Raw genomic sequence first — 16,688 nt, 5'->3', positions numbered from 1 at the left:
CTAGGCCACGCCCTCCGGGGCGTCAAGGATCGCTTCCCGGAACGCGTCGCCCCCGCCCGCGAAACCCCCTCGACGCGGGGGGCCCCCCCCCCCCCCCCCCCCAACCCGGTAGTCGCGATCCAACGACACGACAGGAGCACGAAGTGGGAGTCATCACCGACAACCTCGACCTCTGGGGGGAAGCCCTGGGCGGGACGCTGGTGCTGTTCTTCGGCGGCGGCCTCATCGCCCTGGTCCTGGGGTTCATCGTCGGGGCGGCGCGCGTTTCCCCGGTCCCGATCGCACGCGCAGTCGGCGGTGTCTACGTGAACTGGATCCGCAACACCCCGTTGACCCTTGTCATGTTCTTCTTCGCCTTCTGTCTTCCGATCCTCCTCGGAGAGCGGGTGAGCCCGTTGCTTCTGACGGTCCTCGCGCTGGGCATCTACACGGCGACGTATGTCGCGGAGACGGTGCGGTCGGGGATCAACACCGTGCCGGTCGGACAGGCTGAGGCGGCCCGCGCCATCGGACTGAACTTCGGGCAGGTCATGCGTTACGTCGTGTTGCCGCAGGCGGCGCGTTCGGTGGTCCCCCCGATGATGAGCGTGCTCATCGCGCTGCTGAAGAACACGACGGTGGCGGCGGGATTCTCGGTCCTCAACCTCGGGTCGATCCGGTCCTGGTTGAGCGAACGCGGTGAGAACGCCCTCGTCGTGCTGATCTGGGTCATGGTCATCTTCGTCGTTCTCGTTCTGCTGCTGGGTTGGCTGCAGCGTGCGATGGAAAGCAAATGGAGGATCGCGCGATGAGCTCCGTCCTGTTCGACATTCCCGGTCCCAAGGCTGTCGCTCGCAACCGCGTCATCGGTGTGCTCACGGTCCTCGTGGTCTTGGGCGTGCTCGGGTGGGTCGTCTGGCGTCTGTTCGCGACCGGGCAGTTCACCGCAGCGAAGTGGAACATCTTCACCTACTCGGCCGTCTGGGAGCGCTTCGGCGAGGGGTTGCTGAGCACCCTCTCCGCGTTCGGCGTGGCCGGGGTCGGCTCGCTCGCGCTGGGCTTCCTCCTCGGTATCGGTCGCCTTTCCGAGCATGCGTGGGTGCGCGTGCCTGTCGGGTGGGTCGTCGAGATACTCCGGGCCGTCCCCGTGCTCGTGCTGATGATGCTGCTGTACTACGGGCTGCCGGTGGTCGGAGTGAAGATGCCGCCCTATTGGGCCGTCGTCATCGCGCTCATCGTCTACAACGGCTCTGTGCTCGCCGAGGTCTTCCGTGCCGGGGTCGAGTCGCTGCCCCGCGGCCAGAAGGAGGCCGGTTACGCGATCGGTCTCCGGAAAACAGGCGTGATGTGGCTCATCCTGCTTCCGCAGGCGGTCCGGGCCATGATGCCGATCATCATCGCCCAACTCGTCGTGGCGCTGAAGGACACGGCGCTGGGCTTCATCATCACGTATCAGGAACTGCTCTACGTCATCAACCAGATCGGCAATCAGGCGCCCTACGGATCGCCGCTGATCCCGTCGGCGATCATCGGCGGATCCATTTACGTGGTGGTCTGCCTGATCCTGTCGTACATCGCCTACCGCCTGCAGAAGCGGGTCAAGCGCTCGCCGAAGCTCGGTGGCGGGAACACCGCGAACCCCGCGGCCGACGACGAATCGACGCTGACCGAGGTCATCGCCACCCAGAAGGGCGTGAGCCGGCGAGGAGAGGATCCCGGACTCGGAACCCGGTGATCTCTGCGTCGCCGCCTCGCGCTGAGCGGGCGGGAGCGGGCGCGCCGGTAGACTCGTGTCTCGTGTCTGACGTTCCCCACGCTCCTGCAGAGATCACCCCGGAGGCGGTGGAGTCCGCCGTCGCCGCCGCGCTGGAGGCGATCGGCGCGGCGTCCGATTCCGCCGAGCTGAAGGCGGCCCGCACAGCGCACGTCGCGGAGGGGTCGCCGCTGGCGGTCCTGAACGCGTCGATGCGCCAGGTCGCCCCCGAGCACAAGGCCGCGTTCGGAAAGCTCATCGGCCAGGGGCGCGGGCGGGTGACCCAGGCGCTGGCGGCCAAAGAGGCCGAGATCGCCGCGGCCGAGACGGCCGCGCGGCTCGAGGCCGAGCGCGTGGACATCACCGCGCTCGCCGCGCGCACACGGCCCGGTGCCCGTCATCCGCTGGGGCTGCTGGAGGACGAGGTCTGCGACATCTTCGTCGGCATGGGATGGGAGATCGCGGAGGGGCCGGAGCTCGAGCACGAGTGGTTCAACTTCGACGCCCTGAACTTCGACGAGGACCACCCGGCGCGTCAGGAGCAGGACACGTTCTACGTGGATCCCGCCGCGCGCCACCTGGTGATGCGCACGCACACGAGCCCGGTCCAGGTGCGCTCGATGCTCGACCGTGAAGTCCCCATCTACGTGCTGTGCCCGGGGCGCGTCTACCGGACCGACGAGTTCGACGCCACCCACCTCCCCGTCTTCACGCAGTTCGAGGGCCTGGTCGTGGACAAGGGGATCACGATGGCCCATCTGAAGGGCACGCTCGACCACTTCGCGCGCCAGCTCTTCGGACCCGAGGCGAAGACGCGACTGCGCACCAACTACTTCCCGTTCACCGAGCCCTCGGCGGAGCTCGACCTGTGGCACCCGACCTTCAAGGGGGGTGCCCGGTGGATCGAGTGGGGCGGCTGCGGCATGGTGAACCCGAACGTGCTGCGCGCGGCGGGGATCGACCCCGAGGTCTACAGCGGCTTCGCGTTCGGGATGGGGATCGAGCGGGGCCTGATGTTCCGCAGCGATGTGAAGGACATGCGCGACATGGCCGAGGGCGATGTCCGCTTCAGCGAGCAGTACGGGATGGTGGTGTGATGCGCGTCCCGCTTTCGTGGCTGCGTGAGTACGTGGACGTGGCGGCCGACGCCACGCCGGACGACGTCCTGGCGGCGCTGGTGCGCGTCGGCTTCGAGGAGGAGGACGTCCACCGCTTCGAGATCTCGGGGCCCGTCGTCGTCGGTCAGGTGCTGTCCTTCGACGAGGAGCCGCAGTCCAACGGCAAGACCATCCGCTGGTGCCAGGTGGACGTCGGCGAGGCCGAGCCGCGCGGCATCGTCTGCGGTGCGCACAACTTCGCCGTCGGGGACAAGGTCGTCGTGACCCTGCCCGGTGCGGTCCTTCCCGGTCCCTTCCCCATCGCGGCACGAAAGACCTACGGTCACGTCTCGGACGGCATGATCGCCTCGGCGCGCGAGCTGGGCCTGGGCGACGAGCACAACGGGATCCTCATCCTGTCCGAGCTCGGCGTCGACGCGCCCGTCGGCACGGACGCGATCGGCCTGCTCGGCCTGGACGACGTCGCGGTCGAGATCAACGTCACCCCGGACCGGGGATACGCGTTCTCGCTCCGCGGCGTCGCCCGAGAGTACGCCCACGCGACCGGCGCGGCCTTCCGGGACCCCGCCGAGCGGGACTTCGCCGAGCTGCAGCCCGGCTCTGGCCACGCCACCGTCGTGGACGACCGCGCCCCCATCCGCGGACGCGTGGGGGCGAGCGAGTTCGTCACGCGCGTGGTGCGGGACGTCGACCCCTCACGCCCGACGCCGCCGTGGATGATCGCCCGGCTCGCTCTGGCGGGGATGCGCTCGCTGGGCGTGCTGATCGACATCACGAACTACGTCATGCTCGAGCTCGGCAACCCCATCCACGGCTACGACCTGGACAAGCTCCGGGGCGACATCACGGTGCGTCGCGCCCAGCCGGGAGAGAAGCTGACGACGCTCGACGGACAGGAGCGCACCCTCCATGGGGAGGACCTGCTGATCACGGACGAGTCCGGTCCCATCGGCCTCGCGGGCGTGATGGGCGGTGGCACGACCGAGATGGGCGACACCACCCGGAACGTTCTGATCGAGGCGGCCACGTTCGACCCGACGACGATCGCGCGCACGGCTCGGCGGCACAAGCTGCCGAGCGAGGCGTCCAAGCGGTTCGAGCGCGGCGTCGATCCGCTCATCCCGTTCGTGGCGGCGCGTCGCGTCGCCGATCTCATGGTCGAGCTCGCCGGCGGAACGCTCACCGACGAGGGGGGTGCCCTGTTCGCCGAGGTGGTCGTCGAGGGCATCGATCTGCCCGCAGGGTTCGTGCCCGGACTCATCGGCGTGGCGTACTCGGACGACGAGATCGTGGGCGCTCTGGAGACGATCGGCGCGGAGGTCTCGGCCACGGACACCGGGTGGCAGGTCATCCCGCCGACCTGGCGGCCCGACCTCACGGACAAGTGGACGCTGGCGGAGGAGGTCGCGCGCATCCACGGCCTGGATCGGATCGGCTCCGTGCTGCCCACCCCGCCGTCCGGCCGCGGCTACACCCCGCTGCAGCGGGGACGACGCCGCGTCCTGAACGCCCTGGCCGCGGGCGGCTTCGTCGAGACGCCGTCCTTCCCGTTCACGACGCAGGAGCAGAACGACCTGCACGGATCCGCTGACGGCTCCCGCATCGCGGGGGTCCGCCTGGCGAACCCGCTGGACGGACAGGCGCCGTACCTGCGTCGCTCGCTCGTCCCCGGCCTGCTGCAGACCGCGCATCGCAACATCTCGCGCGGCCTCACGGACCTCGCGATCTTCGAGGCGGGGGCGGTCTTCCTGCCCGTGGACGGGGTGACCTACGGCACCGACGCCGTCCCGCCGCTGGGGGAGCGGCCCTCGGACGAGACGCTGGCGGCGCTGAACGCGTCGATCCCGCCGCAGGCTCGGCACCTCGCTGTGCTGCTCACCGGCAACGTGTCCCCGCGTCAGCCGGGCCGCCCGGCGGAGGCGGCGGGGATCGCGGACGGCCTGGATGCGGTGCGCCTCATCGCCGTCGCGGCAGGCGTGGAGATCGAGGTCGCACAGGGACGCCGAGAGGCGCTGCACCCCGGACGGACCGGTGTCCTCACCGTGCGCGGCGAGGAGGTGGGCTATGTCGGCGAGCTGCACCCGCAGGTCGCCGCCGACGCGGACCTCCCGGGGCGCGCGGTCGTGCTCGAGATCGACCTGGACCGCGTGCTGTCCCTGACCGGTGAGCGGATCGTGGCGGCGTCGCTGTCCACCTTCCCGGCGGCGACGCAGGACGTCTCGCTCGTCGTCCCCGTCGAGACGCCCGCGGCGCACGTGCGCGCCGCGCTCGCGGAGGGCGCCGGCACGCTGCTGGAATCGCTGCGTCTCGTGGACGACTATCGCGGCGAGGGCGTGGGGGAGGGCGAGAAGAGCCTGACCTTCGCGCTCCGCTTCCGTGCCGACGACCGCACGCTGACCGCCGCCGAGGCGACGGAGGCGAAGCTGGCCGGCGTCCGCGTCGCCGCCGAGCGATTCGGGGCGACCATCCGCGACTGATCCCGTCCGTCGGGCGCGGTGCTGCGGCCGGCGCCCGTGTGCCGCGGATACGGTCGGGGGATGACAGATCTCGTCCCCCACGTGACCGCGCGCACGGCGCCGGACGGTGCCCGTCCCCTGGGGCGGGCGCCCTTCCTCGCTCCCGGCACCCAGGTCGACTGGCACTACCGCAAGCCCGGTTGGCGGGACGGTGACGCGTCCAGCATCGCCCCGATGCGTGTCGTTCGGGACGACGAGCGCGGGCTGGTCGCCTGGCTCGCCCCGGGGACGCTCCTGGAGGGGATGGGCGGACCGGACGGCCGACGGATCCGCACGGTCCCGCTGGAGAGGCGCTGGCTGGAGCCGCGCACGCGGATCGTGGAGGAGTGGTGGGGCAACGGCGTCCTGCGCATCGCCCCGACGGCCACACCCTGGTCCGTCTGGCTGTTCTGGGCGGTGGCCGGGACGGCGGACGACCCCGATGCGTGGGAGTTCGCGGGGTGGTATGTGAACCTCGAGAACGCCCATGAGCGGGTCGGCGCCTCGACCTTCAGCTCGGACCATGTGCTCGACGTGGAGATCGGGGCGGACGGCACGATCGGTCTCAAGGACGAGGACGAGCTGGTGGAGGCGATCAGGCAGGGGAGGATCGCGCCGGACGAGGCGGAGCTCATCCGTGCGCACGCGGACGCCGCCATCGCGTCGTTCCGCGAGGGGGCGTGGCCGTTCGACCCCGAATGGACGCGCTGGCGTCCCGATCCGGACTGGACGACCCCTCGGCTCACGGACCTCCCTCCCGCGCGGTCGGTGTGAGGCCCGCCCCGCCGACTCCTCGGGATCGCTAGACTGCGAGCAGTGACACGGGGTGCCGCATCGCGCGGCTGAGATCACACCCGTCGAACCTGATCTAGTTCGTACTAGCGAAGGGATGTCGCGTGAGCGATCGTCTGCGTCCATCGTCCGCCGGGCCCGTGGCCGAGGCCACCGGGGATCTCCTCCGCGCACTGCGCGAGAGCCCGCCTCTGACCCAGTGCATCACCAACGCGGTCGTGACGGGGTTCACCGCGAACGTGCTGCTCGCGCTGGGAGCCGCTCCCGCCATGACCGACATCGTCGGGGAGGCCGGGATGTTCGCCGGGATCGCCTCCGGACTCCTGGTGAACCTCGGCACGCCGACGCCGGAACAGCGCGCCGCGAGCGTGGAGGCCGTCGGCGCCGCACGGACCGCCGGGACCCCGTGGGTGCTGGACCCGGTCGCGGTCGGCGCACTTCCGGTCCGCACGGCGCTGGCGCGCGACCTGGTCGCGATGCGTCCCACGGCCGTGCGCGGGAACGCCTCGGAGATCCTCGCCCTTGCGGGCCGCGGCGGCGGGGGACGCGGCGTCGACGCGATCGACACGACCGAGGCCGCGGCGGACGCGGCCGCCGACCTCGCGAGGCAGCACGGATGCGTCGTGGCCGTCTCGGGCCCCGTCGACCTCGTGGTCGACGGCGAGCAGAGCATCCGGATCGCGAACGGCGACGTGCTGCTCACCCGCGTCACGGGCGGCGGATGCGCCCTGGGCGCGGTCATGGCGGCGTTCCTCGGCACCGCGCGAGGCACCGGACACACCCCCGTGACGGCGGTGGCGGCGGCGACGCTCGCGTACACGATCGCGGCCGAGGACGCAGCGCGGGAAGCGAGCGGACCGGGGTCCTTCGCGGTAGGGCTTCTCGATGCGTTGGCCTCGCTCGATCCTGCCTCCGTGGCGGAGCGCGCGCACACGACCTCGGCGTTCGCGCCGGAGGCGACGGCATGAGCGGCCTGGACCCCCGCGACCTCGCCCTCTACCTCGTCACGGATGCGGCGCTGTCCGGGCCGCGCGGCGTCGCCCACGTCGTGGCCGCCGCCGTCGACGGCGGGGTGCGGATCGTGCAGCTCCGAGAGAAGCACGCCCCCGACGCCGCGGTCGCCGCCCAGCTCGTGGAGCTCTCCGACGTCATCGGCGGCCGGGCGCTCCTGCTCGTCGACGACCGCATCGACGCGGCGGTGGAAGCGCGTCGACGCGGGGCGCGCGTCGACGGGGTCCATCTCGGGCAGTCGGACGCGTCCGTGCTCCGCGCGCGGGAACTGCTCGGGCCGGATGCCGTCATCGGGCTCACCGCGAACACCCGCGCGCATCTCGACGGCGTCCGCGCGCTTCCCGAGGGGACCGTGGACTACCTCGGCGTGGGCGTCATCCGGCCGACGGCGACCAAGCCGGATCATCCGCCCGCGCTCGGAGTCGACGGCTTCGCCGCCCTCGCCGCCGAGAGTCCGGTGCCGTGCGTGGCGATCGGCGGGATCACCGCCGAGGACGTGCCGGCCCTGCGCGCCGCGGGCGCTGCCGGCGTCGCCGTGGTGTCGGCGCTCTGCGCGGCGCCGGATCCCCGCGAGGCCGCCCGGGAGCTGCGTCGGCGCTGGCGGCGCCCCGGTCCCGCCCGCGTCCTCAGCATCGCCGGCAGCGATCCCTCCGGAGGCGCGGGGATCCAGGCCGACCTGAAGTCCATCGCCGCGCACGGCGGGTACGGGATGGCGGCGATCACGGCGCTGACGGCCCAGAACACGCGGGGCGTCCGCGGGGTCCACGTGCCGGACCCCGTCTTCCTGCGTGCGCAGCTCGACGCGATCGCCGACGACATCGAGATCGACGCCGTGAAGATCGGCATGCTCGCCACCTCCGAGGTGATCGAGACGGTCGGAGACTGGCTGGCGCAGTCGCGTCCGCCGGCGGTGGTGGTGGATCCGGTGATGGTGGCCACGAGCGGTGACCGGCTGCTGGACGCCCGCGCCGAGCGGGCGCTCACCGAGCTGCTCCGCCGGGCCGATCTGATCACCCCCAACCTCGCCGAGCTGGCGGTGCTCACCGGCGAGCCGACGGCGCCGACGTGGACCGCGGCGCTCGCGCAGGCCGGGCGCCTTTCCGCCACGCTGGACGTCGCGGTCCTGGTGAAGGGCGGCCACCTCCCCGGTGCCGATGCGCCCGACGCCCTGGTGCGCGGCAGCGACGTCCGCGAGTTCCCCGGTCACCGCATCGAGACCACGGCCACGCACGGCACCGGGTGCTCCCTGTCGGCGGGCATCGCGACCCGCCGCGCTCGCGGGGAGGACTGGCCCGAGGCGGTCAGGCGGACGCGGCAGTGGCTGCGGGACGCGCTTCGGGGCGGCGAGTCCCTGGGCGTGGGGGCGGGACACGGACCCGTTGACCACTTCGTCGGGCAGCACCCTGCGGCGGACGCGCGGGAGATCGAGGCGGAGTGGTGGGCGGCGATCGCTCCCGTCCGCGCCGCGATCGACGATCTGCCCTTCATCCGCGGGCTCGCCGACGGGACGCTGCCGGACGCCGAGTTCCGGTTCTACCTCGCCCAGGACGCGCTGTACCTGCGTGACTACGCGCGCGTCCTCGCAGCGGCCTCGCGCTCGGCGCCGTCCTCCACGGAGCAGGCGTTCTGGGCCGAGTCCGCGCGTGGGGCCATCGAGGGCGAGCTGGAGCTGCACGCGCAATGGCTGATGCCGGACGCGGACAAGGGGCCGGGCCCGGACGGGCGAGAGGACGCCGGAAAGCGCGAGACGGTGTTCTCGGCGGCGCCCGGGCCGATCACCACGGCGTATCTGGACCATCTGCGCGCCGTGGCGTTCGACGCGGAGCACGCCGTGCTGATCGCTGCTCTGCTGCCGTGCTTCTGGCTGTACACGGATCTCGGCGTCCGCCTGCAGTCGGGCGAGCTGGGGGCGCAGGCGCAGGATCCCGGGCATCCCTACGCGAGCTGGCTGGCGACGTACGCCGATCCTGCCTTCGCCGAGGCGACGCGGACCGCCATCGACATCGTCACCGGCGCGGCGGCCTCGGCCGGGGCGCCCACCCGCCGGCGGATGCGTGCGGCATTCGTCCGGTCGGCGGAGCTGGAGCACGCGTTCTTCGCGGCGCCGCTCGCGGCGCGGGAGAGAGAGGGCGAGCGCGTGGGCGCGTGAGCGGAACGGGCGACGGTGTCGCGTCCGGCGGATCCGATTTGCCGCGGTGACCGGCACGCGATATCGTCGCCCCATGCTTCCGGCCGCTCCCGTCACCGCCGCGCTCGTTCCGAGCGCCGCTCCGGAGCGCCGACGCCAGGGCGACCGCCGACTCTAGGCGACCCCGCTCTCCGTCCCGCGCGTCCGCGGTGCTGAGGAGCCGGTGTCGCCGCCCCGGCCCCTCAGACCCTGACCGTTAAGGTGGAAGCATGACGTATTCCGTCGCCGTCTCCGGCGCATCGGGCTATGCGGGCGGCGAGATCCTGCGCCTGCTCGCAAGCCATCCCGACATCGAGATCCGCACCGTCACGGCGCATTCCAACGCGGGGCAGCCGCTCGTCCAGCACCAGCCGCACCTGCGCTCGCTCGCACATCTCACCCTTCAGGACACGACGCCGGAGATTCTCGCGGGCCATGACGTCGTCTTCCTCGCCCTGCCGCACGGGCAATCCGGGCAGTACACCGACGCGCTCGGCGACGCCCCTCTCGTGATCGACGCGGGCGCGGACCACCGGCTCACCTCGGCGGACGCGTGGGACGCCTTCTACGGCGGCGCGTTCCACGAGCCGTGGGCCTACGGCGTGCCCGAGCTCCTGGTCGGCGAGGGCAAGCAGCGGGAGAACCTCCGCGACGCCACCCGGATCGCCGCGCCGGGCTGCAACGCGTCCACCGTGAGCCTCAGTCTCGCTCCCGGTGTCGCCGCGGGCGTGATCGACGCGTCCGACATCGTCAGCGTCCTCGCCGTCGGACCCTCCGGCGCGGGAAAGAGCCTCAAGACGAACCTGCTCGGCAGCGAGATCCTCGGCACCGCGAACCCCTACGCCGTCGGGGGCACGCACCGGCACATCCCCGAGATCCGCCAGGCGCTCGTCGCGGCCGGCGCGAGCACCGCGGCCGGCGTCGACCCGGCGGACGTGCGGATCTCCTTCACCCCGGTCATCGTCCCGATGGCGCGGGGGATCCTCGCCACCTCGACCGCCCCGATCAGCGCCGGGGTCTCGGACGAGGAGATCCGGAACGCGTGGGAAGCGGCGTACGGGGACGAGACGTTCGTGCAACTGCTTCCCGCGGGGCAGTTCCCGCGGACCGCAGACGTGCTGGGCGCCAACACGGCGCTGATGGGGCTGGCGATCGACCGTGCCGCGAACCGGGTCACCGTGGTGACCGCCGTCGACAACCTCGTCAAGGGGACGGCGGGTGCGGCCGTGCAGTCCATGAACCTCGCGCTGGGCCTTCCCGAGGGCACGGCGCTGACCGTGAACGGCGTCGCACCGTGACCGCCGGGAGCAGGAAGACCGAGACCGAGAACGTGAAGAAGGAGACGCTGTGAGCGTGACCGCCCCCCAGGGGTTCGAGGCGGCGGGCGTCGCCGCGGGCCTGAAGTCGACGGGCAAGCCGGACGTGGCGGTGGTCGTCAATCGCGGGCCGCTCAAGGCGGGGGCCGCGGTCTTCACGTCGAACCGCGCGAAGGCCAACCCGATCCTGTGGTCCCAGGAGGCGATCAAGGACGGCACCGTCGAGGCGATCGTGCTGAACTCCGGCGGGGCCAACTGCTTCACGGGATCGTTCGGCTTCCAGACCACGCACCAGACCGCCGAGCGGGCCGCCGAACTCCTCGGTGTGAGCGCAGGAGACGTGCTCGTGTGCTCCACCGGGCTGATCGGCACCGGCGACGAGACCTTCCGCGCGCGCGTCCTCGCCGGCACGGAGGCCGCGATCGCGGCGCTGAGCCCGGACGGCGGCGGTGCCGAACTGGCCATCATGACCACGGACACGGTGCCGAAGACGAGCGTGTTCCACGGGGACGGCTGGACGATCGGCGGGATGGCGAAGGGCGCGGGCATGCTCGCGCCGGGCCTGGCGACCATGCTCGTCGTGCTCACGACGGACGCCGTGCTGACGTCGAAGGAGGCCGACGCGCACCTGCGCGCGGCCACCCGGGTGAGCTTCGACCGGCTCGACTCGGACGGCTGCATGTCGACGAACGACCAGGTGTCGCTGCTCGTCAGCGGGGCCACCGGGACCACTCCCGACGGCGACGCCTTCCGCGCCGGACTCGTCCAGGTCTGCGCCGATCTCGCCGTGCAGCTCCAGGCCGACGCCGAGGGCGCGAGCCACAGCATCACGATCGAGGTCGTGCACGCCGCCTCCGAGGAGGATGCTGTGGAGGTCGGCCGGGCGGTCGCCCGCAACAACCTGTTCAAGGCGGCGATCTTCGGCAACGACCCGAACTGGGGCCGCGTGCTCGCGGCGATCGGCACCACCGCCGCGGCATTCGATCCTTACGACGTGGACGTCTGGATGAACGGTGTGCGGGTGTGCACCGCGGGCGGGCCGGACCGGCCTCGCGAGGAGGTCGATCTCACGCCGAAGGAGACCGATGTGCGGATCGACCTGAGAGCGGGCGACGCGACGGCGACGATCCGCACCAACGACCTCACCCACGACTACGTCCACGAGAACAGCGCCTACTCCTCATGACCGACCTGCAGGACACCGCCCCCGAGGAAGCCGCCGCGAAGGCGCAGACCCTCATCGACTCGCTGCCGTGGCTGAAGCGGTTCCGAGACCAGATCGTCGTGGTCAAGTACGGCGGGAACGCCATGATCAGCGACGAGCTCCAGGACGCGTTCGCGCAGGACATCGCCTACCTCCGCTACGTCGGGGTGCAGCCGGTCGTGGTGCACGGCGGCGGACCGCAGATCTCGAACATGCTCGACCGCCTGGCGATCCCGAGCGAGTTCAAGGGCGGGTACCGGGTGACCTCGACCGAGGCGATCAGCGTCGTGCGGATGGTGCTGACCGGGCACATCAACCCGCAGCTGGTGGCCAAGATCAACAGCCACGGTCCCATCGCCACGGGACTCAGCGGAGAGGACGCCGGACTGTTCGGCGGCCGCCGCCGCGGCGTGCTGGTCGACGGCGAGGAAGTGGATCTCGGCCGGGTCGGCGACGTCGTGCAGGTGGACCCGACGCCCGTGCTGGATCACCTCGCAGCGGGGCGGATCCCGGTGGTGTCGAGCATCGCGCCGGACCTGGATCACCCCGGGCAGTCGCTGAACGTGAACGCCGACGCCGCGGCGGCCGCGCTGGCGACGGCGCTCGGGGCGGTCAAGCTCGTGATCCTCACCGACGTCGCCGGATTGTACGCGGACTGGCCCAACCGGGACTCGCTCGTGTCGCACATCACCTCCACCGAGCTCACCGCGATGCTCCCGACGCTGGAGTCGGGCATGATCCCGAAGATGCGCGCGTGCCTGGACGCGGTGGAGGGCGGCGTTCGCGCCGCGGCGATCATCGACGGGCGCGTGCCCCATTCGGTGCTCGTGGAACTGTTCACCAGCAAGGGGATCGGCACGGAAGTCGTCATGGACGGAGAGGCGGTGGCCGGATGAGCGTCTGGCAGGACGATGCGGGGCGGGACCTGATGAACCTCGGCGGGCGGCTCGCGCTGCTCGTGCGCGGCGAGGGCTCCTCGGTGTGGGACGCGGACGGGCGCCGCTACCTCGATTTCCTCGGCGGCATCGCGGTGAACTGCCTCGGTCACGCGCACCCGGTCTTCGTGGAGGCCGTGTCCCGCCAGGCCGCGACGCTGGCGCACGTCTCGAACTACTTCGCGAGCCCGGGTCAGCTGGAGCTGGCGGCTCGTCTCAAGCGCCTGGCGGGGACGGGGGAGCGGGGTCGGGTCTTCCTCGCCAACTCCGGCGGCGAGGCGAACGAGATGGCGATCAAGCTCTCCCGGCTGCACGGGCGCGACACGGGTCGCTCCACCGTCCTGGTCGTGGAGGGGGCGTTCCACGGCCGGACCATGGGCGCGCTCTCGTTGACGCCGAAGGCCGCGTACCGGGAGCCTTTCGAGCCGGTGCTTCCCGGCGTCCGCACGGTGCAGCGCTCGATCGAGAGTCTCGAGGAGGTCTTCGCCGCCGCGGTCGCGGACGGCGGGGTCGCGGCGATGGTCGTCGAGCCGATCCAGGGCGAGGCCGGCGTCGTCGAGCTCCCCGACGGGTTCCTCCGGCGGGCGCGCGAGCTCACGAGCGCGCACGACGCCCTCTTGATCCTCGACGAGGTGCAGACGGGCGCAGGGCGCACGGGCGAGTGGTTCGCGTTCCAGCGCGAAGGCATCGTGCCCGACGCCGTGACGGTGGCCAAGAGCATCGCGGCGGGCTTCCCGCTGGGCGCGCTCATCACGTTCGGCGACGCGAGCGAACTCTTCTACCCGGGCACGCACAACTCGACCTTCGGCGGGAACCCGCTCGCGAGCGCGACGGCCAACGCGGTCCTCGCGCACATCGAGGACGAGGGACTGCTCGCCAACGTCGTCGCACGGGGCGCGGAACTGCGCGCCGGGGTCGACGGCCTCCCGCTCGTGACGGGAACCCGCGGTGCGGGGCTGCTCATCGGGATCACGCTCGCCGCTCCCGTCGCCGCGCAGGTGCGGGAGGCGGCGCACGAGCGCGGCCTCATCGTGAACGCCCCCGCCGACGACGTGATCCGCATCGCTCCGGCCTATACGATCGGCGACGCCGAGGTGGCGGAGTTCCTCGACCTGTTCGGCGCCGCGGTGTCCGCGGTGGCCGCATCCATCCCGACCCCCACGGAGACCCTCGCATGACCCGTCACCTCCTTCGCGACGACGACCTGACCGCCGCCGAGCAGGCCGAGATCCTGGATCTGGCCCTGGAGCTGAAGAAGGACCGCTGGGCGAACAAGGCACTGGCGGGGCCGAAGACCGTCGCGGTCATCTTCGACAAGTCATCCACCCGCACCCGGGTCTCCTTCGCGGTCGGGATCGCGGACCTCGGCGGCTCGCCGCTGATCATCTCCACCGCGAACAGCCAGCTCGGCGGGAAGGAGACCCCGTCCGACACGGCCCGGGTCCTGGAGCGGCAGGTGGCGGCGATCGTCTGGCGCACCTACGCGCAGTCGGGGCTGGAGGAGATGGCCGCGGGCACGCGCGTCCCCGTGGTCAATGCCCTGTCCGACGACTTCCACCCGTGCCAGCTCCTCGCCGACCTGCTCACGATCCGCGAGCACAAGGGGGAGCTCGCCGGGCTCACCCTGTCGTTCTTCGGCGACGGCCGCAGCAACATGGCGCACTCATACGTGCTGGCCGGGGTGACGGCGGGCATGCACGTGCGCGTCGCGTCGCCCGCCGCCTACTCGCCGCGCGCGGACGTCGTCGAGGCCGCGCAGCGGCGGGCGGCCGAGACCGGCGGATCGGTCACCCTGGTGACGGATCCGACCGAGGCGGCGGCCGGCGCGGACGTGATCGTCACGGACACCTGGGTCTCCATGGGCAAGGAGGAGGAGAAGATCGCGCGGCTGCGGGATCTGGGCGGCTACAAGGTCACCACCGGCATCATGGCCGAGGCCGACCCCGAGGCCATCTTCATCCACTGCCTCCCCGCGGACCGGGGATACGAGGTCGACTCCGAGGTGATCGACGGCCCCCAGAGCGTGGTCTGGGACGAGGCGGAGAACCGGCTGCATGCGCAGAAAGCGCTGCTGGTCTGGCTGCTGAGCAAGCAGGAGGAGTCCGCATGAGCGCGCAGACGCCGGGGGGCACCAACGAGGGGTCGCTCTGGGGCGGACGCTTCGCGGGCGGACCGAGCCCCGAGCTGGCCGATCTCAGCCGGTCCACCCATTTCGACTGGATCCTCGCCCCATACGACATCGCCGGCTCCCACGCCCATGCGACGGCGCTCGCGGCGGCCGGGTACCTGGAGGCGGACGAGGCCGAGCGCATGCACGCCGGCCTCGACGCGCTGGCCGCGCGCATCGCTGACGCCACGCTGCTCCCCGATCCGGCCGACGAGGACGTGCACGGTGCCCTGGAGTCCGCCCTGATCGCCGAGGTCGGACCCGAGCTCGGCGGACGCCTCCGGGCGGGCCGCAGCCGCAACGATCAGATCGCGACGCTCGTGCGCATGTACCTGATCGACCATGCGCGGGTCATCGCGCGGGACCTGCTGCGTCTCGTGGACGCGCTCGTCGCGCAGGCGGAGGCGCACCCGACGGCGATCCTGCCTGGGCGCACGCACCTCCAGCACGCTCAGCCGGTGCTGCTCGCGCACCACCTTCAGGCGCACGCGTGGCCGCTCGTGCGCGATCTCGAACGCCTCGTCGACTGGCGGGCGCGGGCCGGGGTCTCGCCCTACGGCGGGGGAGCGCTGGCGGGATCGACGCTCGGCCTCGACCCCGCCCTCGTCGCGCGGGAGCTCGGGCTGGACCGTCCGGCGGAGAACTCCCTGGACGGCACCGCCGCGCGCGATGTCGTGGCGGAGTTCGCGTTCATCGCCGCGATGATCGGCATCGACCTGTCGCGTCTCAGCGAGGAGATCATCCTCTGGAACACCCGCGAGTTCGGGTTCGTCACGCTGGACGACGGCTACTCGACCGGCTCCAGCATCATGCCGCAGAAGAAGAACCCCGACATCGCCGAGCTCGCACGCGGCAAGGCCGGCCGGCTGATCGGGAACCTCTCCGGTCTCCTGGCGACCCTCAAGGGTCTTCCGCTCGCGTACAACCGGGACCTCCAGGAGGACAAGGAGCCGGTGTTCGACTCCGTGCGCACCCTCGAGGTGGTGCTCCCCGCCTTCACCGGGATGATCGCGACCCTTCGCTTCCACACGGACCGCATGGCGGCCCTCGCTCCGCAGGGATTCTCTCTGGCCACGGACGTCGCCGAGTGGCTGGTGAAGAACCGGGTCCCGTTCCGCGAGGCCCACGAGATCTCGGGTGCCCTCGTCCGCGCGTGCGAGGAGCGGGGGATCGAACTGGACGAGGCCTCGGACGACCTGCTCGCCGACGTGTCGGTCCACCTGACCCCGGCCGTGCGCGACGTGCTCACGATCGAGGGCTCGGTCGCGAGCCGCGACGGCGCGGGCGGCACGGCCCCCGCGCGCGTCGAGGAGCAGCGGGCCGAGCTGGTCGCGCGCGCCCAGTCGGCCGCCCACGCCCTCGGGCTGTGACCCTGGATCCGCGTCGTTCCGCGGATCCCGGTCCCTCTCGGGCTCGCGACACGCCCGGGGTGCGGTGCGGATTTGCCGGGTGTCCGGGATCCGCGTAAGTTATTACCTGTTCGCCCCAAGCGGTAGAGCGGAAGGCCGGAAGGTCTGACTCCCCAAGCGGCGAACGAACCCGATCTCGACGAAGAACTTCCCTCGCGGAGGATCTTCGGCTAAGATCGGTAACTCCCACCTCAGGTTCGCCGCAGGGCGCAGCGAGGGGGAGTGAGACGTTGCCCCATCTGTGATGCCGTGAGGCTGAGCTGTGGGAGCATCCGATCCTTGAGAACTCAACAGCGTGCACTTGTCAAATGCCAAATAACCTCGCCTCGGCTTCGGCTGGGG

The 16,688-nt window shown here is 71.7% G+C and carries 13 protein-coding genes and 1 riboswitch; all 13 genes read left to right on the top strand.

Annotation, left to right across the window (positions count from 1 at the left end; translation table 11 throughout):
* Positions 1–143 precede the first annotated feature (143 nt).
* The 13 genes from V6R91_RS36245 (at position 144) to argH (ending at position 16,307) form a co-directional block, all read left to right on the top strand.
* Complete coding sequence (locus V6R91_RS36245) at positions 144–791, top strand: amino acid ABC transporter permease (protein WP_336399350.1); 648 nt, start codon at positions 144–146, stop codon at positions 789–791.
* A complete protein-coding gene (locus V6R91_RS36240; RefSeq protein WP_271063113.1) occupies positions 788–1,714 on the top strand; it encodes an amino acid ABC transporter permease in 927 nt (308 codons plus the stop codon). The genes V6R91_RS36245 and V6R91_RS36240 overlap by 4 nt, the downstream gene beginning before the upstream one ends.
* Before the next feature lie 62 nt (positions 1,715–1,776).
* Positions 1,777–2,829, top strand: a complete 1,053-nt coding sequence (pheS, locus tag V6R91_RS36235; protein ID WP_067243482.1) for a phenylalanine--tRNA ligase subunit alpha — start codon at positions 1,777–1,779, stop codon at positions 2,827–2,829.
* Positions 2,829–5,327: a phenylalanine--tRNA ligase subunit beta gene (gene pheT, locus V6R91_RS36230; RefSeq protein ID WP_219084952.1), complete on the top strand. Its 2,499-nt coding sequence runs from the start codon at positions 2,829–2,831 to the stop codon at positions 5,325–5,327. Before pheS ends, pheT begins: the two co-directional genes overlap by 1 nt.
* Positions 5,328–5,387: 60 nt before the next feature.
* Complete coding sequence (locus tag V6R91_RS36225) at positions 5,388–6,119, top strand: DUF402 domain-containing protein (RefSeq protein ID WP_336399349.1); 732 nt, start codon at positions 5,388–5,390, stop codon at positions 6,117–6,119.
* A gap of 38 nt (positions 6,120–6,157) precedes the next feature.
* Positions 6,158–6,252: riboswitch (TPP riboswitch) on the top strand.
* Positions 6,242–7,105 (top strand): hydroxyethylthiazole kinase, encoded by an 864-nt coding sequence (gene thiM / locus V6R91_RS36220; protein WP_336399348.1) that lies wholly within the window; start codon positions 6,242–6,244, stop codon positions 7,103–7,105. (Overlaps the previous riboswitch by 11 nt.)
* Entirely contained in the window at positions 7,102–9,297 is a 2,196-nt protein-coding gene (gene thiD / locus V6R91_RS36215) for a bifunctional hydroxymethylpyrimidine kinase/phosphomethylpyrimidine kinase (protein ID WP_336399347.1), read from the top strand. Before thiM ends, thiD begins: the two co-directional genes overlap by 4 nt.
* A gap of 248 nt (positions 9,298–9,545) precedes the next feature.
* Positions 9,546–10,613 (top strand): N-acetyl-gamma-glutamyl-phosphate reductase, encoded by a 1,068-nt coding sequence (argC, locus tag V6R91_RS36210; protein WP_336399346.1) that lies wholly within the window; start codon positions 9,546–9,548, stop codon positions 10,611–10,613.
* A gap of 49 nt (positions 10,614–10,662) precedes the next feature.
* Complete coding sequence (gene argJ / locus V6R91_RS36205; RefSeq protein ID WP_336399345.1) at positions 10,663–11,817, top strand: bifunctional glutamate N-acetyltransferase/amino-acid acetyltransferase ArgJ; 1,155 nt, start codon at positions 10,663–10,665, stop codon at positions 11,815–11,817.
* On the top strand, positions 11,814–12,731 hold the full coding sequence (gene argB / locus V6R91_RS36200) for an acetylglutamate kinase (RefSeq protein WP_067250085.1): 918 nt from the start codon (positions 11,814–11,816) through the stop codon (positions 12,729–12,731). Before argJ ends, argB begins: the two co-directional genes overlap by 4 nt.
* Entirely contained in the window at positions 12,728–13,948 is a 1,221-nt protein-coding gene (locus V6R91_RS36195) for an acetylornithine transaminase (RefSeq protein WP_219084962.1), read from the top strand. Before argB ends, V6R91_RS36195 begins: the two co-directional genes overlap by 4 nt.
* Complete coding sequence (gene argF, locus V6R91_RS36190) at positions 13,945–14,880, top strand: ornithine carbamoyltransferase (protein WP_067250092.1); 936 nt, start codon at positions 13,945–13,947, stop codon at positions 14,878–14,880. Before V6R91_RS36195 ends, argF begins: the two co-directional genes overlap by 4 nt.
* Positions 14,877–16,307 (top strand): argininosuccinate lyase, encoded by a 1,431-nt coding sequence (gene argH / locus V6R91_RS36185; RefSeq protein WP_336399344.1) that lies wholly within the window; start codon positions 14,877–14,879, stop codon positions 16,305–16,307. The genes argF and argH overlap by 4 nt, the downstream gene beginning before the upstream one ends.
* Positions 16,308–16,688 lie beyond the last annotated feature (381 nt).

The organism is Microbacterium sp. CCNWLW41 (assembly GCF_037083505.1).
This window is presented reverse-complemented; position numbering and strand designations above follow the sequence as displayed.